We start from the raw sequence: 22,413 nt of genomic DNA, 5'->3' as shown, positions 1-22,413 counted from the left end.
ATCGGGAGCAAGCCCCCTCCCACATTTGTATTGTGGTGTTCTCTGGAACTTAGTTTTTCACCACTTCCTCAAGGGTGAAACGGCCCAACGGGTTCTGCAGAAAGTTGCTCACATTCTTGCGTGAGATGTTGATGTACGGGCTGTAGTACAGGTCAATCCAGTTCACATCCTGTTTCGCCAGTTTCTGCAACTCCACATACATTTGCTCGCGCTTGGCCGGGTCTGCCTCGACCCGTGCAGCCGCGACCAACGCCTTGACCTTGTCGTTCTTGTAGCGAGTCATGTAGTTCTGGTTAGTGTCGTGGCCCAGGACGAAGGTGGTCTTCTGGTCCGGGTCGAGGATGTCGTTGGTCCAGTACATCACCGAAATATCGTACTCACCGTCCACCAGCATCTGCCAGCTTTGGGTCGGGTCGACCTTTTGCAGGTTGGCGGTGACGCCGACCTTGGCCAACTGGTCCTTGATGATCACCGCAATCTGCTCGTCGGCCTCATTGCCGGCATTGACCACGTAGTTGAGCTTCAAGTCCTTGGCGCCGGCCTCTTCCAGCAGCTTTTTCGCCGCAGCAGGGTCATACGGGCGTTGCAGGTTATTGGCATAGTGGTACAGCGAGCCTTTTGGAATGTAGGAATAGGCCACGGTGCCTTGACCGTAAGTGGCGGCCTTCACCAGTGATTGCTTGTCGATGGCCATGTCCAGGGCCTCGCGCACTTGCGGCTTGGCCAGCAGGCCGTGCTCGTGGTTGATCAACAGGTGATCTTCACGGGTGGACGGGTCGGAGTGGATCACCACATTTTTGTCTTTCTTCAGCTCTTCAACCCGCGAGAACGGCACGAAGATCGCCGTGTCGAGTTCGTTGTTCTGCACCATGCGCATGCGCGTGTTGTCATCGGTTACCGACACCCACTCCACGCCGTCGAGGCTGACGTTGCTGGCCTGCCAGAAGTTCGGGTTCTTCTTGAGGATGACCCGGTCGCCCTTGCGCCATTCTTCCACGGTAAACGCACCGGAAGTCACCGGGTTTTCCGAGTAGGCGTCTTCGCCCAGGGTGGTCATGGCTTTTTCCGACAGGATCGACACCGTCGGCGACGCCAATTGCGAGAGGAAAGCCACCGCCGGGGTTTTCAGGGTCACCACCAGGGTCTTCGGATCGCTGGCCTTGGCGGTGTTGATCAGGCTGAACGGGTCGCTCCACAACGACGCCTTGTTGTCGCGGATGCGCAGCAGGCTGAACGCCGCATCGGCGGCGGTGATCTTTGATCCGTCGGAGAACTTCGCTTCACGCAGTTTGAAGGTGTAGGTCAGGCCGTCCTTGGAAATCTCCCAGCTTTCGGCCAGGCCCGGTTCCATCTTGGTGCCCAGGTTATCCACGCGCACCAGGGTGTCGTAGACGTTGGCAAACACCCAGGTGTCGCGGTTTTGCGCGCTTTTGATCGGGTCAAAGGTGGTGCTGTCTTCACGGCAGCCGATGGTGAGGACGCCGGCGGCCTGGGCCAGCCCAGTGGTCAGCGACCAAGCGGTCAGCGTGGCGGCGGCGAGCAATTTCAAGTGGCGCGATTGCATATCACAACTCCTTGTTAATGAATGGCAGAGGGTCAAAGCAAAGGTTCTTCAAGCACGCAACTGTACCGATGCTCGTGCAGGAAATGGGTCGGCGGCAACACCACCGAACACATCGCTCGGGCATGCCGGCAACGTGGGTGAAAGGCGCAGCCTGAAGGCAAATCCAGCGGGCTCGGCGGCTCGCCGGGCAACGGCTGCGCGGGCAGCGGCCGATGCGGATCGATCTCGGGAATCGCCTCGATCAACGCCGCCGTGTAAGGATGACGCGGCGCGGTAAACACCGCTTCCACCGGCCCTTCCTCGACGATCTTGCCCAGGTACATCACCGCCACGCGGTCGCACAGGCGCCGCACGATGGCCAGGTCATGGGCGATAAACAGGATCGCGAGGTTCATGCGCTGTTGCAGTTCCAGCAACAGGTTGATGATCTGGCCCTGGATCGATACATCCAGCGCCGCCACACATTCGTCGGCAATGATCAGGCGTGGCTCCACCGCCAGCGCCCGGGCAATACCGACGCGCTGGCACTGGCCGCCACTGAGTGAGCCTGGTTTGCGCATGGCCAACTCGGGGCGCAGGCCAACCAGCGCCAGCAGCTCATTGACCCGCGCCGGGACCTGCGCCACCGCCACCTTGCGCTGCACGCGTAGCACCTCGGCAATGATCTCGCCGATGCTCTGGCGTGGGTTCAGCGCAGCGTAGGGGTCTTGGAAAATCATCGCGGTTTCGTGGCGCAGGCGAGCGATGTCGATGGCGCTGCCATGGGCCATGTCGACACCGTCAAACAGCACCTGCCCGGCGCTGATCGGGTTGAGGTGCAGAATCGCCCGGCCCAGGGTGCTTTTGCCGCTGCCGGATTCGCCCACCAAACCCAGGGTTTCACCGGCGGCCAGATTCAGCGACACGCCATTCACCGCCCTCACCCACTGCTTGTTGAGGCCGAACGGGCCAGTGCCGGACGCGGCAAAACGCACCTCCAGGTCCTTGATCTGCAACAGGCTCATGGGCGCTCTCCCAACGGATAGTGACAGGCCACGCGTGCACCTTGCGGCAGCAACTCGGTGCACAAGGCGCGGGCCTGCGGGCAACGCGGATTGAAGCGGCAACCGTCGGGCAATGCATCCAGCAACGGCGGCTGGCCGGGGATAGTGCGCAACAAGGCATGGCCGCTGCTGTGGGCCGGTTGGCAGTCGATCAGGCCTGCGGTATACGGATGTTGCGGGTGCGCCAGCAGCTCGTATTTGCTGCCATGCTCGCACAGGCGCCCGGCGTACATTACCGCGATGGCGTCGCACGTCTGCGCCACTACGCCAAGGTCATGGGTGATCATGATGATCGACAAGCCACGCTGGTCACGCAGGTCGAGCAACAGGCGCAGGATTTGCGCCTGCACCGTCACATCCAGGGCCGTGGTCGGCTCATCGGCGATCAGCACTTTGGGGTTGCAGCCCAGGGCCACAGCAATCATCGCGCGCTGGCGCATGCCGCCGGAAAACTCATGGGGGTAGTTGTCGACCCGCGCCTTGGGGTCAGGGATCCCAACCTGGCGCAGCACCTCAATGGCCTGCAAGCGTGCGTCTTTTTTCGATGCACCTTGATGCAGGCGGATGCCCTCGGCGATCTGCTCGCCGATGCGCATCAGCGGGTCCAGGTGGCTGCCGGGGTTCTGGAAGATCATACCCAGTTGCCCGCCTCGCACAGCGCGCATGCCAGCATCGTCGAGCTGCAACAGGTCCTGGCCGGCCAAGCTCACGGCGGTGCCTTGCACGCGTAGATTCGCAGAGGGCAGCAGGCGTATCAGGCCACGACAGGCCATGGTCTTGCCGGACCCGCTCTCACCCACCAAGCCGAGGATTTCACCTTCGGCCAGGTCGAAGGACACGCGATCCACCAGGGTGACATCGCGCCCGCCGTTATTGGCGATCACGCTGAGGTCACGCACTTGCAGCAGGCTCATGAGCGATCCCCCAACACTTGGGCGACGCCATCAGCCAACAGGCTGAAACCCATGGCCAGGGTCACGATGGCCAGGCCCGGGAACGTACAGATCCACCAGGCGGTGGTGATAAAGGCTTGCCCCTCGGCCACCATCGTCCCCCACTCGGCGGTAGGCGGTTGCACGCCCAGGCCCAGGTAACTCACGGCGGCGCCGTTGAGCAGCACCAATACTGCGTCGGACATGGAAAACACAATGGAGCCAAATAGCGCGTTGGGCAGCAAATGCCGGAACAGAATGCGCCCATGGCCAAAGCCCAGGCTCTTGGCGGCCAAGGCAAACTCGCTTTCCTTGAGCACCAGGATCTGCGAGCGGATCAGCCGCGCATACGACACCCAACCCACCAGCGCCATGGAGATATAGAAACTCTTCAAGCCCGGCCCGAGGATAGCCATGATCGCCAGCATCAGCACCAGGAACGGAAACGCCAGGACCACATCGATCACACGCATGCAGAAGCTGTCGAAACGCCTGCCGACATAACCGGACACCGCACCGATGAAGGTGCCGATGATGAACGGAAAGATCACCCCGACAACCGCCAGTTGCAGGTCGATGCGCGCACCCCAGATCACCCTCGAAAGGATATCTCTTCCGTAGTTATCAGTGCCAAACGGATGTGCCAGGCTGGGGGCCAGCAAACTCATGTCGGTGTTCTGCGCGATAGGATCGAAAGGTGCGATCCACGGCGCAAACAGCGCCAGGGCCAGCCATGCCAACAGGATCAACAGGCCCCACGCGGCGGTCAGTCGACCGTTGCGAAAGCCAAAGCGCAGGCGCAAGCGCCATGGGGCGACCAGTGGGCGGCTGCTCATTGCATCTTCACCCGTGGGTCGAGGGCCACCGTCACCACGTCGGCAATGAAATTGACCACCACCGTGGCACACGCCAGCACCATCGCCACGCCCTGCACCACCATGTAGTCACGGGTGAAGATGCCGCGCACCAGCAACTGGCCGATGCCCGGAATAGCGAACAGACTTTCGATGACCACCGTGCCGCTGATCAGCCAGCCAATGTTGACCGCCAGCAGGTTGACCGCCGGCACCAGGGAGTTGGGCAGCACATGTCGACGAAACACCGCGGCCTCCGACAGACCCCGCGCTCGGGCGGCGGTAACAGGATCGGCCTGCAACTCCATCAGCATGCTCGCGCGCAGGTTGCGCACCAGCACCGCCGCCAGCGCCAGGGCGATGGTCAGGCAGGGCAAAACCATATGGTGCGCCTTGTCCAGCCAGGTGCGACCGTAGCCGGACACCGGGAACAAACCCCATTGCACGCTGAGCAGCAGGATCAGCATCAACCCCAGCCAGAACGCCGGCATGCCCAGGCCGACCGTGGTAAAAACGCGGATCAGGTTATCCGCCCAACCGCCTTTGTTGCGTGCCGCCACTGTCGCCAACGGCACCGCGATCAGCAACGCCAGGACCACGCTGCCCAGCACCAGCACCAGCGTCGGCTCGATACGGGTCACGATCAGTTTCAGGGCATCGACCTTGTACAACAGCGATTGACCGAGATCGCCCTTGAGCAGGTTTTTCAGGAAGTAGAAATATTGCAGCCACAAGGGCTGGTCGAGGCCGAACTGGGCGCGGATTTTCAGCAGGGCATCCGGCGTGCTGCGTGAACCCAGCAGCGCCCGCGCCGGGTCGCCGGGGATCGAGCGCACCAGCACAAAGGTGATCAGGCTGATGCCAAACAGCACCGGCAGCAGTTGCAGCGGCCGGGACAGGACAAAACGGTAACGCGCCAAGTTCATGCGTCAACCTCGGTGGCGAGCGAGAAAGTCCAGCAGCACCGGGAAGTACGCCTGGGGCTCCTCGTAAAATGGCATATGGCTGCTGTTGGGGAATACATGCAGTTGGGCATGCCGGGCCGCCAGCTTCATGCGCATGGCACAGGCGGGGGTGAGTTCGTCGTGCTGGCCGGTGGTGATCAGGATCGGCATCGTGAACCCGGCCATTTCCTCGAGGCGGTTCCAGTCCTTGAGGTTGCCGATATAGAGGAACTCGTTGGGGCCTTGCATGGTTTCGTAGGGGCCCATGTTCCAGTCGTCCAGGGAGCGCTTGAGCGGCTCAGGCCATTGGTCGAGGCGGCACACGTGACGATAGTTGAGCAAGGTGATGGCAGCCTGGTATTGCGGGTGGTCGAGGGTGCCCATGGCTTCGTGGCGTTGCATCATGGCCACGGTTTCGCTGCCCAGCGCCCCGCGCAAGCGTTCGAGTTCCTGGGACAAATGCGGGATGTCGCCGACGGTGTTTTCCAGGATCAGGCTTTTCAGGGCATCGGGGTAATGGATGGCATATTCGATACCCAGCCAGCCGCCCCAGGAGTGCCCGAGCAAATGCACGCGGCCCAGATCCAGGGCTTGGCGCACGGTTTCGACTTCTTCGACATAACGGCGAATTTCCCACAGGGCGGTATCGGTCGGTCTGGCTGATGCGCCCGTGCCAAGCTGGTCGAATGCAACCACTCGCAGGTTATGCGCTTTGAGCCAGCCATGGGCGTCGCGCAGATAGTCACACGGCAGGCCCGGCCCGCCGTTGAGACACAGCAGCACCTCATCACCTTCGCCGAAGCTGTAGACCACGAGGTTGTGGCCGTCGACTTGCACGTTGTACTGCTGGTCGGGGGCAATTTCACGCCACATGCATACATTCCTTGTGTTGTATCGGCCTGGCGGGTAGCGGCCGTTTATCAGGTAAACACTACCGAGGATGCCGTGCGTCCATAACCTAGTATTTCTTATAGGTTTGGCCTGGCAGTCCTTCGCCGGGGCGTGGCATTCTACTTGCCGCAAGTCGAGATTCAAATGAATTCGGGAGCAGAACGGATGCTGGCCAAGCTGACCGCCTTCAATAATCGCCTCATGCCAGGCAGGAGCCTGGATGAACAGATGGACAATACGTTTATCCTGGCCCAACAACTGGGCTTCGATGCGTTGGTGTATGACTACACGCCGGTGCCCATCGACCTCAATGGCACGCTGATCACGCCCTCGGTGTTGCAGTTGCGCAACACCCCGCCGGACTGGCATGCCTTGTGGTGCAGCGAAGGGTTCTACCAGATCGACCCGGTGCAGCACCTGGCGTTGAGCACGGTATCGCCGTTTGTCTGGTCCTATGAAGCGAAGACAGAGACAGCCCTGCAGAAGATCATCGACCCGTGCCACGCGCCCGTGTCCTCTTACTTGCACGAACGTGAGCTGACCTGTGGCGTCAGCGTCCCTATTCACCTGCCCCGGGGCGGCTTCGCGTCGCTGACCGGGTTGCGCACCGGCAAGGCGCGCACGGTATTGAAGGACGCACAACATACGTTGGCCGATTTCAGCCTGATTACCCATGCCCTGCAGGAAGCAGCCTACCCGCTGTTCAGCAAGGAACTGCGGGCCTATCCGCATATCCACCTGACCAAACGCGAACGCGAATGCCTGAAATGGGCCGCCGACGGCCTGACCGCTGCCGAAATCGCCACGCAATTGAGTCGTTCGCTGGCGGTGGTCACCCTGCACCTGGCCTCGGCCATGCACAAACTGGGGGCCAAGAACCGCGTACAGGCAGTGGTGCGGGCTACCCATTACCGCTTGCTGGAAGGTTGACTACCGGAAAAACCTAGCTGTTTTGCTAGTTACCTAAACTTTTTGTTCAGACTATCGTAGCCCTGATCCTTTTTTCAGAGCGGGGCACGAAATGGAATTCATCGAAAAAATTCGCGAAGGCTATGCGCCCTTTGGCGCGTATCAGACCTGGTATCGCGTCACGGGCGACCTGAGCACAGGCCGTACGCCGTTGGTGATCATCCATGGCGGCCCGGGCTGCACCCACGATTACGTCGATGCCTTCAAGGACGTCGCCGCCAGCGGCCACGCGGTGATTCACTATGATCAGTTGGGCAATGGCCGCTCCACGCACTTGCCGGATAAAGACCCATCGTTCTGGACCATCAGCCTGTTCCTCGACGAGTTGAACAACCTGCTGGACCACCTGCAGATCAGCGATAACTACGCGATCCTCGGCCAATCCTGGGGCGGCATGCTGGGCAGCGAGCACGCGATCCTGCAGCCCAAGGGCCTGCGCGCGTTTATTCCTGCCAACTCACCGACCTGCATGCGCACCTGGGTCAGCGAAGCCAACCGCCTGCGCAAGTTGTTGCCTGAGGGCGTGCACGAAACCCTGCTCAGGCACGAGCAGGCCGGCACCTATCTAGATCCGGAATACTTGGCCGCCTCGCGGATTTTCTATGATCAGCATGTGTGCCGCGTCAAACCTTGGCCGGAAGAAGTGGCGCGCACCTTCGCCCAGGTCGATGCAGACCCCACGGTGTACCACGCCATGAGCGGCCCGACCGAATTCCACGTGATCGGTAGCTTGAAGGACTGGAACGTGATCGGTCGTCTGGCGGCAATCAAGGTGCCGACCCTGGTGATTTCCGGCCGGCATGACGAGGCCACGCCACTGGTGGTCAAGCCGTTCCTGGATGAAATCCCGGACGTGCGCTGGGCATTGTTTGAAGACTCCAGCCACATGCCCCATGTGGAAGAGCGCCAGGCGTGCATGGGGACAGTGGTGAAGTTTCTGGATGAGGTGTGTTCAATGCCGCACAAAGCCCGCAAGGCTGGCTAGATTCCAATGTGGGAGCGGGCTTGCTCCCGATGACGGTGTATCAGTCAATAGCTTCAGTGGCTGACACACTGCTATCGGGAGCAAGTCCCCTCCCACATTTTTAGACCTCTGTGGTTTCGGGTTTTGTAGCTTTCTTTGAGGTATCCGCTACCAACGGAATCTCCTTGCCCTCTGCATCAAACAACTTACCACCCCTGTAGTAATCCCCGTCACGCAATGCGGCCACATCGCGAAAGCACAAACTGCGTTCAGTCCCGGCCACAAACACTGACTGCTGGTCCGAGTTACCGGCGGTGAAGTGGTTAAAGGCCAGGTTCAGCAGGATCGCCATGATCGCCGACGAACTGATGCCCGAATGGAAGATGGTCGCGAACCAGCTTGGAAAGTGATCATAGAAGCTCGGCGCGGCGATTGGGATCATGCCGAAGCCAATGGACGTGGCCACGATGATCAGGTTCATGTTGTTGCGGTAATCCACCTTGGACAGCGTGCGGATCCCACTGGCCGCCACCGTGCCGAACAGCACAATGCCTGCACCGCCCAGCACCGAGGTCGGCACTGCGGCGATCACCCGGCCCATGAACGGCAACAGGCCAAGCACCACCAGGAATACCCCGCCGGTAGCCACCACAAATCGGCTTTTCACTCCAGTCACCGCCACCAGGCCAACGTTCTGAGCGAACGCGCTTTGGGTGAAGGAACCGAAGATCGGCGCAAACATACTCGACAACATATCGGCGCGCAGGCCATTGCCCAGGCGCTTGGAATCCACCTTGGTGTCGATGATCTCGCCCACCGCCAGGATATCCGCCGAGGTCTCCACCAGAGTCACCATCACCACGATGCACATGGAAATGATCGCCGCCACATGAAAGGTCGGCATGCCGAAATGGAAAGGTGTGGGGAAGCCGAACATCGGCCCCTGGGTCACCCCGGAGAAGTCAGCCATGCCGAGCAGCACCGCGATCACAGTGCCGATCACCATCGCCAGCAGGATCGACAAGCGCGAGATGGTGGCGCTGCCGATTTTGCTCAACAACAGCACCAACACCAGGGTCAATGCGGCCAGGCCGATATTCGACATGCTGCCGAAGTCCGCCGCACGGCTGTTGCCGCCCATGGCCCAGCGCGCCGCCACGGGCATCAGGGTCAGGCCGATGGTGGTGATCACAATGCCGGTCACCAGCGGCGGGAAAAACTTGGTAATTCGCGAGAACACCGGGGTGATCAACAGGCCGATCAACGAAGCGGCCATGACTGCGCCGAGAATCGCCGGGATCCCTCCCGCACCGTCACTGCCGACAATCGCCACCATGGTGGCCACGCCCGCGAACGACACGCCCTGCACCAGCGGCAACTGACAGCCGAAGAACGGCAGGCCAAGGGTTTGCAACAAGGTGGCCAGGCCACCGGCAAACAGCGATGCCGCGATCAACAGGCCGATATCCGCAGGCGACAGCCCGGCTGCCTGGCCGACGATCAACGGCACGGCGACGATGCCGCCGTACATGGTGAGCACATGCTGCAGGCCGTAAGCCATGTTGGCGGCGACGCCCAGATTTTCATCTTCGGGCCGCTGCGGTGACGCCTTCGGGATAGTCATGGTGAGAGGTTCTCTGTTTTTGTTGTGCGCTCACTGTATGCAATGTTAAGACCGTATGTCCATAGAGTTGTATACAATCAATCGAACAAGATACCCTCCCGCGGCGTTACAAAAATAATCCGGCCGTCATGAGCCACAACGCCAAAGGACCAACAATAATGAAAAAGGCACTACAGGGCGCCACCGTCGCATTGACCCTTCTCGGCGGCGGGGAGGCTGTCGCGGTGGAATGGATGAACAACAGCGTAGGTTTTCGCTACGGCCAGCACTTCACCAACCCAAACAACCCCGACGATTTCAGCAAGCGCATCTACAGCTTTACCCACGCCAGCGGCTACCGCTATGGCAGTAACTTCCTCAACCTGGATGTGTTCCTGTCCGACAGCCGCGACACGCGCAAGGGCACCGATCACGGCGGCAGCGAGGTGTACGCCGTGTACCGGCACCAGCTGTATGCCTCGCGGGTGTTCGACCTGCCGCCGGGCACTGGCCTGGTCAAGGATTACGCGCTGACCCTGGGTTTTGACGCCAACCGCAACAACAACTTCGCGTCAGCCAAAAAGCGCGCCCTGGTGATCGGCCCGACCTTGAAGTTCAACACCGTCGGTGTACTGGACCTGAGCCTGATGTACTACAAGGAAAGGAACCACACCGGCATCCCCGGCGCGCAAGAGTCGAACCATACGTTCGACGACAGCTACATGCTCAACCTGACCTGGATGCGCCCTTTCGAGGTAGGCAACCATGCGGCGAAGTTCCAGGGGTTTATCAATTATGTCGGGGAGAAAGGCGAGGATTACCATGGCCGCGATACCGCGCCTGAAGCGCTGATGCGTACGGCGCTGATGGTGGCGGTACGGCCGGGTAAAAGCGTGAAGCCGAACCTGTATCTGGGAGTGGGTTATGAGTACTGGCATAACAAGTTCGGTGTGGACGGGGGGCGGGGTAGCCGTACCTCAACGCCTACGCTGAACATGGAAGTGACGTTCTAACTGAAGAAACTCAGAACCAATGTGGGAGGGGGCTTGCTCCCGATAGCGGTGTGCCAGCCACTGAAGATAGTGACTGATACACCGCTATCGGGAGCAAGCCCCCTCCCACATTTTTGATCACATTGTCACTTCAGATCAGTAGCCAGTTCCGAGCAATCTGCTTTCGGCCGCGCCAGCCAATACCCCAACACCGCCAACGGCGCTGTCGCCAACATCACAATCACCGTAATCATCAGCGGTTGCTCGATCATCGACGACACCAACAAGCTGGCCAGGAAGCACAGCCCCAGTTGCAGGGTGTTTTGCAGTGCCGCCGCCTTGCCTGAGTTTTCTGCAAACGGCATCAGCGCATTCGCTACCACAATCGGGTAGCTGGCGCCGTTGCACAGCGCCATCAGGCAGAACGGGATCAGCAAGGTGGTCAGGGTCGGCACGCTCAGGGTGGCGACCAGGTACAACGCCACCATGCTCAAGCAATACGCAGCCAGCAACCACGGCAACAGGGTTTTGCCCGGCAAACGCTGCAGGGCACTGCGGCAACTATAGCCACCGACAAGAAACGCCAGGGTCGGCAACACGTAGCTGAGGCCGATGTCATTCGGGCTGTAGCCCATGCCGCCCAGGATGAACGGCGAGGCCGTAAGCCAGGCGAAGAAGCTGGCTGAGCAGGCAGCGAAGATCATCACATTGCCGGTAAACACTTTAGAGGTGAGCAACTGCCCATAACCGAGGCGCGTAGGGGCACCCTCCTGTTCAAGACGCTTGGGCAGGCTGCGCAGGAACAGCGTTGGCAACAGCAGCAACAGCGACACCACCAGCAACACGCCGAAGATCGCCTGCCAGCCAAAGTGATTCAACACCAGGGCGCCCAACAATGGCGCGAGGGCCGGTGACAGCGACATCAACGGCATGATGCTGGCGAATACGCGGTGGGCCTTGTCGGCCGGGTAGCGATCGATCACCAAGGCCTGCCAACTTACGGCGGCAGCACATACGCCAATCGCCTGGATAAAGCGCAGGGCCAGCAATTGCGGCGCGGTCTCGACCCAGAACATACCCAGGCACCCAAGCACAAACAGGCTTAGGCCCGCGAGCAGGATCGGCTTGCGCCCGAGGCGATCCGACAACGGCCCCCACACCAACTGCCCCACCGCAAAGCCGGCGAGGAAAATGCTCAAGCTGGCACCCACTGCGCCGGCGCCAATCTGTAACTGCTCGCCCATGGCGCCAAACGCCGGCAAGTACATGTCCATGGCGAGATAACCGAGCATGCTCAGCCCCGCCAGGTACCAGGTAAAACCAAAAGAATTTTTCATCGAAGCCTTGTAGATACTGCCATCAAACTATTTGCTGACTGGCGCCCATTATGAAGCTGACAATATGTGTGTGAAGCGATAATAATTGGACGCTCTTATCAATAATTTTGAAGGCAACTTTCATGTGGTCTGAATACTCCCTGGATGTAGTCGATGCAGTTGCCCGCCACGGCAGCTTCAGCGCCGCCGCCCAGGAACTGCACCGCGTGCCATCGGCCATTAGCTACACGGTACGTCAGCTTGAGGAATGGCTGGCCGTGCCCTTGTTTGTGCGCAGGCATCGCGACGTAGAGTTGACGCCCGCCGGCCGCCTGTTTATCGACGAAGCCCGCGGCGTGATGAAAAAAATGCTTGGCACCCGGCGCTTGTGCCAACAGGTGGCCAATGGCTGGAGCGGCCAATTGAAGGTGGCCGTGGATTCCATCGTCAAACCCCAGCGTTGTCGTCAACTGGTGCTGGACTTCTATCGGCAGTTTCCCGAAGTGGAATTGCTGCTTGAGTACGAGGTGTACAACGGCGTGTGGGATGCGCTGGCCGATGAGCGCACCGACATCGTGATCGGCGCCACCAGCGCGGTGCCGGTGGCCAGCCACTTTAGCTTCCGCGACATGGGCCTGTTGAACTGGCTGTGTGTGGTCAGTGCCCGGCACCCGTTGGCGGCGGTAGAAGGTTTGCTCAGCGATGACCAGCTACGCCCCTTCGCCTCACTCTGCATGACCGACACCTCGCGCAACCTGCCCAAGCGCGACACCTGGACCCTGGATAACCAGCGCCGCCTGGTGGTGCCCAACTGGGCTTCGGCGCTGGATTGCCTGCGCGATGGCCTGTGTGTGGGCATGGCCCCGGCCCATCAGGTGTTGCCGTGGATCGAAAAGGGCGAGTTGGTGGCGCTGCAATTAAGCCGACCGTTCCCGGCCAGCCCGTCGTGTGTGGCCTGGGCGCAGAGCAAGCTTTCGCCGGCCATGGCGTGGTTGCTGGAGTACCTGGGGGATACGCAGACCATGAATCAGGAATGGCTGAATGGCCCCACCCTCTGAACCCTACACAGAACCACTGTGGGAGGGGGCTTGCTCCCGATAGCGGTGTATCAGTCGATATCTTCAGTGGCTGAACCACTGCTATCGGGAGCAAGCCCCCTCCCACACTTTGATCGTATTTCAACCCAATAAGCGGGTGATGGCCCGCACAATCATTTCTACTTCCTGGCGCTGCAAAGTCAGCGGCGGCAACAGGCGAATGATCTTGCCCCGCGTAACGTTAATCAACAACCCATGCTCCTGGGCCGCGCGCTGGGCCAGGTCGCGGTAAGGGCTGGCCAGTTCAATGCCGATCATTAAGCCCTTGCCGCGAATCGCCCGTACCTGCGGGTGCTCGTCCAACTCCATGTGCAACCGCGCCAGCAGGTATTCACCCTGGTGTGTCGCGTTCTGTAGCAAACCTTGCTGTTCAATAATCTCCAGGACGGTACAGCCCACGCGGCAGGCCAGTGGGTTGCCGCCAAAGGTGCTGCCATGGCTGCCTGGCGTGAACAGCTCGGCCACGGCAGTCCGGGCCAGGCACGCGCCGATGGGTACGCCATTGCCGAGGCCTTTGGCCAGGGTCATCACATCCGGCACGATGCCTTCGTGCTGGAAGGCGAACCAGGTGCCGGTACGCCCGATGCCGGTCTGGATTTCGTCGAGCATCATCAACCAGCCGTGGCGCGTGCAGTGGTCGCGCAAGGCTTTGAGGTAACCGGGCGGGGCCACCAGCACGCCACTTTCGCCCTGGATCGGTTCCAGCAGCACCGCGGCGATGCGTGTGCCGTATTGCCTGGTGATCACCTCCAAGGCGGCCATATCGCCAAAGCCAACCTTGATGAAGTCCCCAGGCAGGCGCTGGAACCCCAGGCGCACCGACGGCCCGTCGCTGGCGGCCATGGTGCCAAGCGTCCGGCCATGAAAGGCGTTCTCCATTACCACCACCAGCGGCTGTTCAATGCCTTTTTTCCAGCCATGCAAGCGCGCCAGTTTCAGCGCCGTCTCGTTGGCCTCGGCGCCGGAGTTGTTGAAAAACGCACGGTCCAGCCCGGACAGTTGGGCGAGGCGCAGGGCAAGCCGCTGTTGCCAGTCGATGCTGTAGAGGTTGGACGTGTGCAGCAGCAGGCCGGCCTGCTCACTGATGGCCGCTACCAGCCTGGGGTGGGAATGGCCGACATTGGTCACCGCTACGCCGGCAATTGCATCCAGGTATTCGCGGCCCTGCTGGTCCCACAGGCGTGTGCCCAGGCCACGACTGAAGCTCAGGACCAAGGGTTGATAGGTGCTCATCAGGCAGGCGGCGGTCATGGGGGTGGCTCCAGTGCATCGTTGGGGTGGTTTCAGTATCGTTAACCACCTGAGCTGGATAAACTCTGAATGCCTGCAATGACTTTAAACCAGGAGTTGATAATGGACCTATTCCAGGCAATGTCGGTGTACGTAAAAGTCGTCGAGACCGGCAGCATGACCGCCGCCGCCCACGAATGCGGGATGTCGACCACCATGGTGGGCAACCATTTGCGTGCCCTGGAGCAACGGCTGGGCGTCAGCCTGCTCAAACGCACTACCCGTAAACAGGACCTTACGGAATTTGGCGCGCAGTATTATCAGCGCTGCCTGGAAGTGCTGGGGCTGGTGGCCGACTCCGAGCTAATGGCCGAACAGATCCACAGCGAAACCCCCAAAGGCAGCCTGCGTATCACTGCACCGCCCGTGTTCGGCACCGAACGCCTGGTGCCGGCCTTGAGCGAGTTTTCCCAGCGCTACCCGCTTATCGACCTGTACGTGGTGCTGAGCAATGAGCGGATGGACCTCGTAGACAGCGGCTTCGACGTGGCGATCCGCCTGGGTGAACTGGCAACATCCAGCGTGATCGCCAGGCCCATGCAGCCCTACACCCTGACCCTGTGCGCATCACCTGCGTACCTGGCGCGACGGGGTACGCCGCAGACCCCAGATGATCTGCAGCAGCACGATTGCCTGGCGTTCGCTTACCCCGCGAATGATAACTGGCGCGATACCGATAAACTCTGGCGCATGACCGGGGATGAAGGCCAGGTGGAAGTCACGGTTGGCGGCTCATTGACCATCAACAGCTCGCAAGGCTTGCGCCAGGCGGCCATCAACGGCATGGGCATCATCATGCTGGCCGATGCCCTGGTGCAACCGGACCTGGAGAGCGGCAAGCTGGTGGCCTTGCTGACCACCTATAAACTACCCAGCCGTCCCATGCACCTGCTGTATCGCCAGGACCGCTATCGCCTGCCCAAGCTGCGGGCGTTCGTCGACTTCGCCATGGAGAAGTGGGCGCCCTAGAAGGCCACGCCCAACTCGCGTAGACGCACAGCGGTACGATCGGCCGACACATGGTGGATACCCTGCCAGCCCAAGGCGACAGCCGCGTCAATATTGCCTTCGACATCATCGATAAACACCACTTCACTCGGCTGGATATCCGGCAAATGGGCACGTACCTGTTCAAGGCTGGCGTGGTAGATCGCCGGATCAGGCTTGATCAACTTCAATTCGCCGGACACGACGATGTTGCGGAAACATTGCAGGAACTGATAGTTGGCGCGCGCATAGGGAAAGGTTTCAGCCGACCAGTTGGTGAGCCCGAATAACGGCACTTTGGCTCGGTGCAACGCCTTGAGAACTTCCACGCCCTCAGGCAACTCACCACGCAGCATCTCGTGCCAGCGCGCGTAGTAAGCCTGGATCAAAGATTTGTGTTCTGGGTGTTGGTCAATCAGGGTATCGGTGGCTTCGGCCAGGGTACGACCAGCATCTTGCTCGGTGTTCCAGGCCTGGGTGCAGATATTGTCGAGAAACCACTGCCGCTCTGCATCGTCGGCAATCAGCTTGCGGTACAGGTGCTGCGGGCTCCAGTCGAACAGGACACCGCCGAAATCAAAAACTACTGCACGAATCGTCATCAGATCCTCCGTTAGCGTGACTTGATAGCAGCTGGAGTCTGGCAGATCTGGAAGAGAGAGGCGCGCGCCGGGGCGTAAGAAGTGTCTGAAAAGACTCGGATCAAATGTGGGAGGGGGCTTGCTCCCGATAGCAGGGTGTCAGCCACTGAAGATAGTGACTGATGCACCGCCATCGGGAGCAAGCCCCCTCCCACATTTTGGTCTGGATCAGACCTTAAGCTTGAATCAGGCCGTTGATCTTGACAGTCGGGTTCACGTCCGCGTCGTAATCCACGCCGTCGACTTCAAAGCCGAACAAGCGCAGGAACTCAGCCTTGTAACCGGCAAAATCGCTGATCTCGTTGACGTTATCGTCGGTAACCTGGTTCCACAGCGCAGCCACGGCGTCCTGAACCTTGGGTTCCAGCTCAGCCAGGTCGGCGCGCAGGCGGCCATCGGCGTCGAGCTTAGGCTCTTTACCGTACAGGCTGTCCTTGAACAGACCGTAGACCTGCTCGATGCAACCTTCATGGGTGCCCTGCTCTTTCATCACCTTGAACAGCAGCGACAGGTAAAGCGGCATAATCGGGATCGCCGAGCTGGCCTGGGTGACCACAGCCTTGAGCACCGACACGCGGGCATCGCCCTTGAGCGCTGCAAGATTTTCGCGCAGGGTCAGGACTTTCTTGTCCAGGTCTTTCTTGGCTTCGCCGATGGAACCGTTCCAGTAGATGTCCTGGGTCAGCTTCTCGCCGAGGTAGGTAAACGCAGTGGTCTTGGCGCCTTCGGCCAGTACGTCGGCGTCACGCAGGGCGTCGATCCACAGCTGCCAGTCTTCGCCACCCATGACTTTCACGGTGCCGTCGATTTCTTCCTGGGTTGCAGGCTCAAGGGTGGTGTCGACCACTACGCCCTTGTCGGTGTTGATACCGCGCAGGGTCACGGCCTTGCCGATTGGCTTGAGGGTGGAGTTGTGCACCACGCCTTGCGGGTCGGTACGGCGTGGCGCGGCCAGGCTGTAGACCACCAGGTCGATCTTGCCCAGGTCTTTCTTGATGGTGTCGATGGTCAGGCGCTTGATCTCGTCGGAGAACGCGTCGCCGTTGATGCTCTTGGCGTACAGGCCTTTTTCCACGGCAAACTTCTCGAACGCCGCGCTGTTGTACCAGCCGGCAGAGCTCAGCTTGCCTTCTTCGCCTTCTTTCTCAAAAAACACGCCCAGGGTGTCGGCGCCGCAGCCAAACGCGGCACTGATGCGCGCGGCCAGGCCGTAACCGGTGGAAGCGCCAAGCACCAGCACTTTCTTCGGGCCGCCTTCGATGACGCCATTCTTGGTTACGTAGTCGATCTGCTCTTTGACGTTCGCTTCACAGCCAACAGGGTGAGCGGTCACACAGATAAAGCCACGAACCCGCGGTTTGATGATCATAAAAATTTCTGCCTCTTCCAAGGTGCCGAAGGCCAATGGTGGCCATTCAACTTCAATCGTACCGGTCTATGACGTCCAAAAAACCGAAGCGTCACGATAGTCGCAAATCTTCTGTTCTCAAAATTCAATCCATAAACCGTCGGAGAATGGGCGGCAACGCTTACAAATTGTGCAAGGGCTTCACAATTTCGCCCTATTTAATAACCCCTGGCGGCTCCTCAAAGCCTTATCATGACGATATTGTTTCATTATGTTTCAAAGTTGGAGCCGTTTTTCATGAGCAAAAGTGCTGTCGGCAAAAAGCTGGTGTCCCTGGCCTGGGTAGTTGGCGTTCTGTTGTTGATCGACTGTTTCCCGCGTACCTGCCTGGTATTCCTGCTGCTGGTGGTGCTGTGCGGTATTTATGATTTCCTGCGCAACGGCCTCTATGACCGCGCCACCCTCAAGAAATACTTCATCGGCAACGGCCGCAATACCTGGGTGCTCGCCCCCTTCAACACCCTGCTCGACCTGCTGAGCAGCCGCAACCGCCATGTCTACACGATGCACGACCTGCCACCCGCCTGGCGCGAAGACCTGCAACAGGTGATCGACGACGCCATGGCCCGCAAGGATGAAATCATCGGCTACCTGGACGAGCGCATGGCTGAGAAGAAACGCGGCATGTTGTTTTTCCAGTGGTACGGCCGCCCGATCGAGACCACCCTGGATATTCCGCAACTGCGCAAGAAATTGCCCTTCGTGAAGACCATCGGTGTCTCGGTGTTCAACGAGAACCGGTCCACCTCCTTTCATTTCGGCCCTCTGCGCATGATGTTCCGCGTGCTCTACAACATGGCGCCGGCGCCGCATCACGAGGGCGTGTATATCCAGGTGGGCAAGCACAAGCACTACTGGCACGACGACCCGCTGTTTATCTTCGACGACACCTTGATGCACGCATCCTTCAACAAGAACGACGTCAAACGCTACTGCCTATTCATCGACATTGTGCGGCCGACCCCGCTTCCCTCGGTGCTCAACGCCGTGATCGCGGGCTTTGCCGGCCTGGTCTTTACCCTGCGTCGGGTTTTCTACAAAAACTGGAAGCTGATTGAGTAAGTTCTGCGGCATGATGGTGCTGGACGATGTTTGCGCTTGGCCCCTGGCCTGAGGTAAATAACCGTCTCGTGCGACCGTAAACGGCGCCCACCATTCTCAGGCCATCGCAACTCAGTGGGTGCGGTGGCTATGCTTTCAAGGAATCAGAATGCCCCAACGTCAAGTCATCAACGCCTCCGTCAGCCCCAAGGGCAGCCTCGAAACCCTGTCACAACGTGAAGTCCAGCAACTGAGTGAAGCCGGCAGCGGCAGCATCTACACCCTGTTCCGCCAGTGCGCCCTGGCCATTCTCAACACCGGCGCCCACATCGATAACGCCAAGACCATCCTCGACGCCTACAAAGACTTCGAAGTGCGCATTCACCAGCAGGACCGCGGCGTGCGCCTGGAACTGCTCAACGCCCCGGCCGATGCCTTCGTCGATGGCGAAATGATCGCCAGCACCCGCGAGATGTTGTTCAGCGCCCTGCGCGATATCGTCTACACCGAGAACGAGCTGGACAGCCAGCGCATCGACCTGAGCAACTCCCAGGGCATCACCGACTACGTGTTTCACCTGCTGCGCAACGCCCGCACGCTGCGCCCGGGTGTGGAGCCGAAGATCGTGGTGTGCTGGGGCGGGCACTCGATCAACACCGAAGAATACAAATACACCAAGAAAGTCGGGCACGAACTGGGCCTGCGCAGCCTTGACGTATGCACCGGCTGCGGCCCCGGCGTGATGAAAGGCCCGATGAAGGGCGCGACCATTTCCCACGCCAAACAACGCATCACCAATGGCCGCTACCTGGGCTTGACCGAGCCGGGCATCATCGCTGCCGAAGCGCCGAACCCCATCGTCAATGAGCTGGTGATCCTGCCGGACATCGAAAAACGCCTGGAAGCCTTCGTACGCGTCGGTCACGGCATCATCATCTTCCCGGGCGGCGCCGGCACCGCCGAAGAGTTCCTGTACCTGCTGGGCATCCTGATGCACCCGGACAACCGCGACCTGCCGTTTCCGGTGGTGCTCACCGGACCGAAACACGCCGCACCCTACCTGGAACAGCTGCATGCGTTCGTTGGCGCCACCCTGGGCGAAGCGGCGCAGCAGCACTACCAGATCATCATCGACGACCCGGCCGAAGTGGCGCGCCAGATGACCGTCGGCCTCAAGGCCGTGAAGCAATTCCGCCGCGAGCGTAACGACGCGTTTCACTTCAACTGGCTGCTGAAGATCGACGAAGGCTTCCAGCGCCCGTTCGACCCCACCCACGAAAACATGGCCAGCCTGCAGCTGAACCACAGCCTGCCCCCCCACGAACTGGCGGCCAACCTGCGCCGGGCGTTTTCGGGGATCGTGGCGGGTAACGTCAAGGACAAGGGCATTCGCCTGATCGAGGAGAACGGCCCGTATGAGATCCACGGCGACCCGGCGATCATGAAACCGCTGGATGAGCTATTAAAGGCATTCGTGGCCCAGCACCGCATGAAACTGCCGGGCGGCGCGGCGTATGTGCCGTGTTATCGCGTGGTGCAGTGAGGGAACGGCGGTCGGTCATAGTTTGTATCTGTTTGGGGCGTAGCCAACGGTGTGAGGATCGAGCATTCGGACTAGGGTTTTACTACCGACTGACTCACACCTGCGAGCGACCTATGGACCAACGGATATTGTCCTCTGTCATTCCTTACCCTAAGGTAAGGAATATCACGATGGAGATCTTCACTATGGCTACCGCCACACTCACTTCAAAAGGGCAAATCACCATCCCTGTCCAGGTCAGGACAGCCTTGGGCCTGGAAACAGGCGACCGGGTGGAATTCGTCGAGATGGAAGACGGCAAGTTTTCCATGATCGCCGCCAGCAAAACCGTCAAGGACCTCAAGGGGTTGATCCGCAAACCCGCTCACACCGTGTCTATCGAGGACATGAACCGAGCCATCGCGGCCCAGGGAGCAACCGCTGGATGATTGGCCTGGATACCAACGTGCTGGTGCGTTATGTGACCCAGGATGATCCTGCGCAATCGGCCAAGGCGTCCCAACTGATCGAATCGCTCACCGCCGCCTCACCCGGTTTTGTCAGCCTGGTGACGCTTACGGAGTTGGTGTGGGTGTTGCAGTCCTGCTACCAATCGACCAAAAGCGACGTGGTGACGGTGCTGGAAACCTTGCTGTACACACGGGAACTGACCGTCGAACACGCCGATATCATCTGGCAGGCCCTGCGCAAGTTCACCGCAAGCAAAGCGGACTTTGCCGACTGCCTGATCGAACGCTGTGGCCACGCGGCCGGTTGCGAGTACACCGCAACGTTTGATCTGAACGCGGCCAAGGCAGCGGGGATGAAACGGATCGGCTAGGCCGGCTTTTTTGTAGGAGCGAGCTTGCTCGCGAAAAACGCCAACGATTACGCGAGCACTCAGGGAGCACGCGGTGCCTGTGGTTTTTTCGCGAGCAAGCTCGCTCCTACAATGGAAGATGGCGTTGGGTCAGCGGACCCAGCCACCGATCTGCCAATGGTAGCCATCATTGCGCTGCACCCAGTGCGGGTGTACGTAACGATAACCCTGACGCACCGGTTCCCAATGGCCGTGCACTGCTACATAACGCCCGCCTTCCCAACGCCAGTAACCGCGTGACCAGATATAACCTTCGCGCACCGCCGGCTCGACTTCGATCACCTGCACCGGCGGCGGTTGCGGCGCCACCACATCAACGTACTCGTGTTGTACCGGCCTGCGCTCATGCACAACACGCTCTTGCACACACCCGGAAGCGGCGACCACCATGGCGGCCAATGCTGCATAACGTAGCAACATACAAAACCCTCGGGCGCGTACGCCCACTACCTGCACTGGTAAAAGTCCCCCCTTGTTTCAGCCGCGCTCCTGCTTAGGCATGGGTACTTTTTAACAGGTGGTGTCTGTCAGCTTGCTGAACCCGCCAGCCTCAGGAAGTACAGGCGACAGTCGGTCGCTTCAGACGCACCAACACCAACCCGGCCACGACCACAGCTATGCCCGCGTAGGTCGATGCATGGATCACGTCGCCAAACATCAACGCCGCCCACACCAACGTCACCGGCGGCTCCAGATACACCAGCGTCGCCACATGGGTGGCAGTCATCATCCGCAGCAGCATCCACAGGCTCAAATAGGCGATGAAGGTGGAGAACAGGGTCAACCAGACAATCGAGATCAGTACGTTGGTGTCATGGGGGATACTCAAGGTGTCGGTGTAGATCACGGCCGCAGTAAAACCGATCAGGGTCAACAGCGACTGGATAAACAGCGGCAACACCAACCCGCTGTCCTGGGTCTGCACCGAGCGACGCTCGTACAAGGTCGCCAGTGTCAGCCCCAGTGCCGATACCAGGGGCAACAGGTACATGACCAGCCCGACATCCTGCCCGCCACCACCATACTGCCCGGCAATCACAATCGACACACCGACAAAGCCGATCACCAACCCCACCCATTGCCAGCCGCCACTGCGCTCGGACGCCATGCCCGTCGCCAATGCCGCTGTCATCAATGGCTGCAACGCCGCAATAATCGCCGCGATCCCGGGGGGCAGGCCGTTCTGGATGGCGACGTAGACGCAGCTCAAATAGAGAAACTGCGACAGGAACCCGACAACCGCGTGATGACGGAGTTGCTGCCAGGTCACCTCCAGCAATCGCCTGTTCAGGAACAGCGCCAGGCACAGCGAGACCAGCAGGAAACGCCAGAACAGCAGATTGAACGCTCCACCACCCTGGGTGCCGAGCTTGGCGCCGATAAAGCCTGAACTCCACGACAAAACGAAAACCGCCTGCAACAGCAGCAACCCCAAGGTAGATCGCTTCATATCGCCTCCCATCGCTGTGATTTGA

22 protein-coding genes are annotated in these 22,413 nt (G+C 60.1%); 9 read left to right on the top strand and 13 right to left on the bottom strand.

What is annotated here, in order from left to right; translation table 11 throughout:
• Positions 1-49: 49 nt before the first annotated feature.
• Genes QYQ93_RS09045 through QYQ93_RS09020 form a run of 6 tightly spaced genes read right to left on the bottom strand, consistent with a single transcriptional unit; the run spans position 50 to position 6,210 of the window.
• The gene (locus tag QYQ93_RS09045; RefSeq protein WP_338476753.1) at positions 50-1,564 is read right to left on the bottom strand and encodes an ABC transporter substrate-binding protein; all 1,515 of its coding nucleotides are present in this window, start codon (positions 1,562-1,564) and stop codon (positions 50-52) included.
• A gap of 32 nt (positions 1,565-1,596) precedes the next feature.
• Positions 1,597-2,568: an ABC transporter ATP-binding protein gene (locus QYQ93_RS09040; protein ID WP_338476752.1), complete on the bottom strand. Its 972-nt coding sequence runs from the start codon at positions 2,566-2,568 to the stop codon at positions 1,597-1,599.
• Positions 2,565-3,521 carry an ABC transporter ATP-binding protein gene (locus tag QYQ93_RS09035; protein WP_338476751.1) on the bottom strand — a complete coding sequence of 319 codons (957 nt, stop codon included), beginning with the start codon at positions 3,519-3,521 and terminating at the stop codon, positions 2,565-2,567. The genes QYQ93_RS09040 and QYQ93_RS09035 overlap by 4 nt, the downstream gene beginning before the upstream one ends.
• A complete protein-coding gene (locus tag QYQ93_RS09030) occupies positions 3,518-4,375 on the bottom strand; it encodes an ABC transporter permease (protein WP_338476750.1) in 858 nt (285 codons plus the stop codon). The genes QYQ93_RS09035 and QYQ93_RS09030 overlap by 4 nt, the downstream gene beginning before the upstream one ends.
• Positions 4,372-5,319, bottom strand: coding sequence for an ABC transporter permease (locus tag QYQ93_RS09025; protein ID WP_043047456.1), 948 nt, complete (start codon positions 5,317-5,319; stop codon positions 4,372-4,374). Before QYQ93_RS09025 ends, QYQ93_RS09030 begins: the two co-directional genes overlap by 4 nt.
• 3 nt (positions 5,320-5,322) lie before the next feature.
• On the bottom strand, positions 5,323-6,210 hold the full coding sequence (locus QYQ93_RS09020; RefSeq protein ID WP_043047457.1) for a proline iminopeptidase-family hydrolase: 888 nt from the start codon (positions 6,208-6,210) through the stop codon (positions 5,323-5,325).
• A 183-nt stretch (positions 6,211-6,393) separates the two neighbouring features.
• On the opposite strand from QYQ93_RS09020, the gene QYQ93_RS09015 reads away from it, so the two are divergent.
• Together QYQ93_RS09015 and QYQ93_RS09010 are read left to right on the top strand one after the other, a co-directional pair.
• Positions 6,394-7,158: a LuxR family transcriptional regulator gene (locus tag QYQ93_RS09015; RefSeq protein ID WP_043047458.1), complete on the top strand. Its 765-nt coding sequence runs from the start codon at positions 6,394-6,396 to the stop codon at positions 7,156-7,158.
• A 91-nt stretch (positions 7,159-7,249) separates the two neighbouring features.
• Positions 7,250-8,182 carry a proline iminopeptidase-family hydrolase gene (locus QYQ93_RS09010; protein ID WP_043047459.1) on the top strand — a complete coding sequence of 311 codons (933 nt, stop codon included), beginning with the start codon at positions 7,250-7,252 and terminating at the stop codon, positions 8,180-8,182.
• Positions 8,183-8,282: 100 nt separating this feature from the next.
• Here the strand turns inward: QYQ93_RS09010 and QYQ93_RS09005 are convergent, their stop codons facing one another.
• On the bottom strand, positions 8,283-9,785 hold the full coding sequence (locus tag QYQ93_RS09005) for a nucleobase:cation symporter-2 family protein (RefSeq protein ID WP_124377003.1): 1,503 nt from the start codon (positions 9,783-9,785) through the stop codon (positions 8,283-8,285).
• A gap of 158 nt (positions 9,786-9,943) precedes the next feature.
• On the opposite strand from QYQ93_RS09005, the gene QYQ93_RS09000 reads away from it, so the two are divergent.
• The gene (locus tag QYQ93_RS09000; protein ID WP_338476749.1) at positions 9,944-10,777 is read left to right on the top strand and encodes a nucleoside-binding protein; all 834 of its coding nucleotides are present in this window, start codon (positions 9,944-9,946) and stop codon (positions 10,775-10,777) included.
• 125 nt (positions 10,778-10,902) lie between these two features.
• On the opposite strand, the gene punC is transcribed toward QYQ93_RS09000, so the two are convergent.
• Positions 10,903-12,093, bottom strand: a complete 1,191-nt coding sequence (gene punC, locus QYQ93_RS08995) for a purine nucleoside transporter PunC (protein WP_338476748.1) — start codon at positions 12,091-12,093, stop codon at positions 10,903-10,905.
• A gap of 122 nt (positions 12,094-12,215) precedes the next feature.
• On the opposite strand from punC, the gene punR reads away from it, so the two are divergent.
• Positions 12,216-13,130 carry a DNA-binding transcriptional activator PunR gene (gene punR, locus QYQ93_RS08990; protein WP_059397007.1) on the top strand — a complete coding sequence of 305 codons (915 nt, stop codon included), beginning with the start codon at positions 12,216-12,218 and terminating at the stop codon, positions 13,128-13,130.
• A 120-nt stretch (positions 13,131-13,250) separates the two neighbouring features.
• On the opposite strand, the gene QYQ93_RS08985 is transcribed toward punR, so the two are convergent.
• Positions 13,251-14,420 carry an aspartate aminotransferase family protein gene (locus QYQ93_RS08985; protein WP_043047464.1) on the bottom strand — a complete coding sequence of 390 codons (1,170 nt, stop codon included), beginning with the start codon at positions 14,418-14,420 and terminating at the stop codon, positions 13,251-13,253.
• A 102-nt stretch (positions 14,421-14,522) separates the two neighbouring features.
• Between QYQ93_RS08985 and QYQ93_RS08980 the strand changes: the two genes are divergently transcribed.
• A complete protein-coding gene (locus QYQ93_RS08980; protein WP_043047465.1) occupies positions 14,523-15,428 on the top strand; it encodes a LysR family transcriptional regulator in 906 nt (301 codons plus the stop codon).
• Here the strand turns inward: QYQ93_RS08980 and QYQ93_RS08975 are convergent.
• The gene (locus tag QYQ93_RS08975; protein ID WP_338476747.1) at positions 15,425-16,048 is read right to left on the bottom strand and encodes an HAD family phosphatase; all 624 of its coding nucleotides are present in this window, start codon (positions 16,046-16,048) and stop codon (positions 15,425-15,427) included. The two genes, QYQ93_RS08980 and QYQ93_RS08975, sit on opposite strands and share 4 nt — an antisense overlap.
• 214 nt (positions 16,049-16,262) lie before the next feature.
• A complete protein-coding gene (gene fabV, locus QYQ93_RS08970; protein ID WP_032881058.1) occupies positions 16,263-17,456 on the bottom strand; it encodes an enoyl-ACP reductase FabV in 1,194 nt (397 codons plus the stop codon).
• A gap of 276 nt (positions 17,457-17,732) precedes the next feature.
• Between fabV and QYQ93_RS08965 the strand changes: the two genes are divergently transcribed.
• The 4 genes from QYQ93_RS08965 to QYQ93_RS08950 all read left to right on the top strand — a co-directional run bounded on the left by QYQ93_RS08965 (position 17,733) and on the right by QYQ93_RS08950 (position 20,899).
• Positions 17,733-18,557 (top strand): aspartyl/asparaginyl beta-hydroxylase domain-containing protein, encoded by an 825-nt coding sequence (locus tag QYQ93_RS08965; RefSeq protein WP_043047467.1) that lies wholly within the window; start codon positions 17,733-17,735, stop codon positions 18,555-18,557.
• A gap of 148 nt (positions 18,558-18,705) precedes the next feature.
• The gene (ppnN, locus tag QYQ93_RS08960; protein ID WP_043047468.1) at positions 18,706-20,079 is read left to right on the top strand and encodes a nucleotide 5'-monophosphate nucleosidase PpnN; all 1,374 of its coding nucleotides are present in this window, start codon (positions 18,706-18,708) and stop codon (positions 20,077-20,079) included.
• Positions 20,080-20,249: 170 nt separating this feature from the next.
• Entirely contained in the window at positions 20,250-20,507 is a 258-nt protein-coding gene (locus tag QYQ93_RS08955; protein WP_005786256.1) for an AbrB/MazE/SpoVT family DNA-binding domain-containing protein, read from the top strand.
• Positions 20,504-20,899 carry a PIN domain-containing protein gene (locus tag QYQ93_RS08950; protein WP_043047469.1) on the top strand — a complete coding sequence of 132 codons (396 nt, stop codon included), beginning with the start codon at positions 20,504-20,506 and terminating at the stop codon, positions 20,897-20,899. Before QYQ93_RS08955 ends, QYQ93_RS08950 begins: the two co-directional genes overlap by 4 nt.
• A 129-nt stretch (positions 20,900-21,028) precedes the next feature.
• Here QYQ93_RS08950 and QYQ93_RS08945 read toward each other — a convergent pair whose 3' ends face one another.
• Both QYQ93_RS08945 and QYQ93_RS08940 read right to left on the bottom strand, forming a co-directional pair.
• The gene (locus tag QYQ93_RS08945; protein ID WP_005786252.1) at positions 21,029-21,358 is read right to left on the bottom strand and encodes a YXWGXW repeat-containing protein; all 330 of its coding nucleotides are present in this window, start codon (positions 21,356-21,358) and stop codon (positions 21,029-21,031) included.
• A gap of 130 nt (positions 21,359-21,488) precedes the next feature.
• Positions 21,489-22,388 carry a DMT family transporter gene (locus QYQ93_RS08940; protein ID WP_338476746.1) on the bottom strand — a complete coding sequence of 300 codons (900 nt, stop codon included), beginning with the start codon at positions 22,386-22,388 and terminating at the stop codon, positions 21,489-21,491.
• Positions 22,389-22,413: the final 25 nt, after the last annotated feature.

The sequence above is a fragment of the Pseudomonas khavaziana genome, from assembly GCF_036704165.1.
GTDB lineage: Bacteria > Pseudomonadota > Gammaproteobacteria > Pseudomonadales > Pseudomonadaceae > Aquipseudomonas > Aquipseudomonas khavaziana.
Note: the sequence above shows the minus strand (reverse complement) of the source record. Positions and strands in the feature narration are given on the sequence as shown.

Coding starts and splice junctions, on each gene's coding strand:
- QYQ93_RS09045 (WP_338476753.1), bottom strand. CDS start 1,564: ATGCAATCGCGCCACTTGAAATTGCTCGCCGCCGCCACGCTGACCGCT.
- QYQ93_RS09040 (WP_338476752.1), bottom strand. CDS start 2,568: ATGAGCCTGTTGCAGATCAAGGACCTGGAGGTGCGTTTTGCCGCGTCC.
- QYQ93_RS09035 (WP_338476751.1), bottom strand. CDS start 3,521: ATGAGCCTGCTGCAAGTGCGTGACCTCAGCGTGATCGCCAATAACGGC.
- QYQ93_RS09030 (WP_338476750.1), bottom strand. CDS start 4,375: ATGAGCAGCCGCCCACTGGTCGCCCCATGGCGCTTGCGCCTGCGCTTT.
- QYQ93_RS09025 (WP_043047456.1), bottom strand. CDS start 5,319: ATGAACTTGGCGCGTTACCGTTTTGTCCTGTCCCGGCCGCTGCAACTG.
- QYQ93_RS09020 (WP_043047457.1), bottom strand. CDS start 6,210: ATGTGGCGTGAAATTGCCCCCGACCAGCAGTACAACGTGCAAGTCGAC.
- QYQ93_RS09015 (WP_043047458.1), top strand. CDS start 6,394: ATGCTGGCCAAGCTGACCGCCTTCAATAATCGCCTCATGCCAGGCAGG.
- QYQ93_RS09010 (WP_043047459.1), top strand. CDS start 7,250: ATGGAATTCATCGAAAAAATTCGCGAAGGCTATGCGCCCTTTGGCGCG.
- QYQ93_RS09005 (WP_124377003.1), bottom strand. CDS start 9,785: ATGACTATCCCGAAGGCGTCACCGCAGCGGCCCGAAGATGAAAATCTG.
- QYQ93_RS09000 (WP_338476749.1), top strand. CDS start 9,944: ATGAAAAAGGCACTACAGGGCGCCACCGTCGCATTGACCCTTCTCGGC.
- punC (WP_338476748.1), bottom strand. CDS start 12,093: ATGAAAAATTCTTTTGGTTTTACCTGGTACCTGGCGGGGCTGAGCATG.
- punR (WP_059397007.1), top strand. CDS start 12,216: ATGTGGTCTGAATACTCCCTGGATGTAGTCGATGCAGTTGCCCGCCAC.
- QYQ93_RS08985 (WP_043047464.1), bottom strand. CDS start 14,420: ATGACCGCCGCCTGCCTGATGAGCACCTATCAACCCTTGGTCCTGAGC.
- QYQ93_RS08980 (WP_043047465.1), top strand. CDS start 14,523: ATGGACCTATTCCAGGCAATGTCGGTGTACGTAAAAGTCGTCGAGACC.
- QYQ93_RS08975 (WP_338476747.1), bottom strand. CDS start 16,048: ATGACGATTCGTGCAGTAGTTTTTGATTTCGGCGGTGTCCTGTTCGAC.
- fabV (WP_032881058.1), bottom strand. CDS start 17,456: ATGATCATCAAACCGCGGGTTCGTGGCTTTATCTGTGTGACCGCTCAC.
- QYQ93_RS08965 (WP_043047467.1), top strand. CDS start 17,733: ATGAGCAAAAGTGCTGTCGGCAAAAAGCTGGTGTCCCTGGCCTGGGTA.
- ppnN (WP_043047468.1), top strand. CDS start 18,706: ATGCCCCAACGTCAAGTCATCAACGCCTCCGTCAGCCCCAAGGGCAGC.
- QYQ93_RS08955 (WP_005786256.1), top strand. CDS start 20,250: ATGGAGATCTTCACTATGGCTACCGCCACACTCACTTCAAAAGGGCAA.
- QYQ93_RS08950 (WP_043047469.1), top strand. CDS start 20,504: ATGATTGGCCTGGATACCAACGTGCTGGTGCGTTATGTGACCCAGGAT.
- QYQ93_RS08945 (WP_005786252.1), bottom strand. CDS start 21,358: ATGTTGCTACGTTATGCAGCATTGGCCGCCATGGTGGTCGCCGCTTCC.
- QYQ93_RS08940 (WP_338476746.1), bottom strand. CDS start 22,388: ATGAAGCGATCTACCTTGGGGTTGCTGCTGTTGCAGGCGGTTTTCGTT.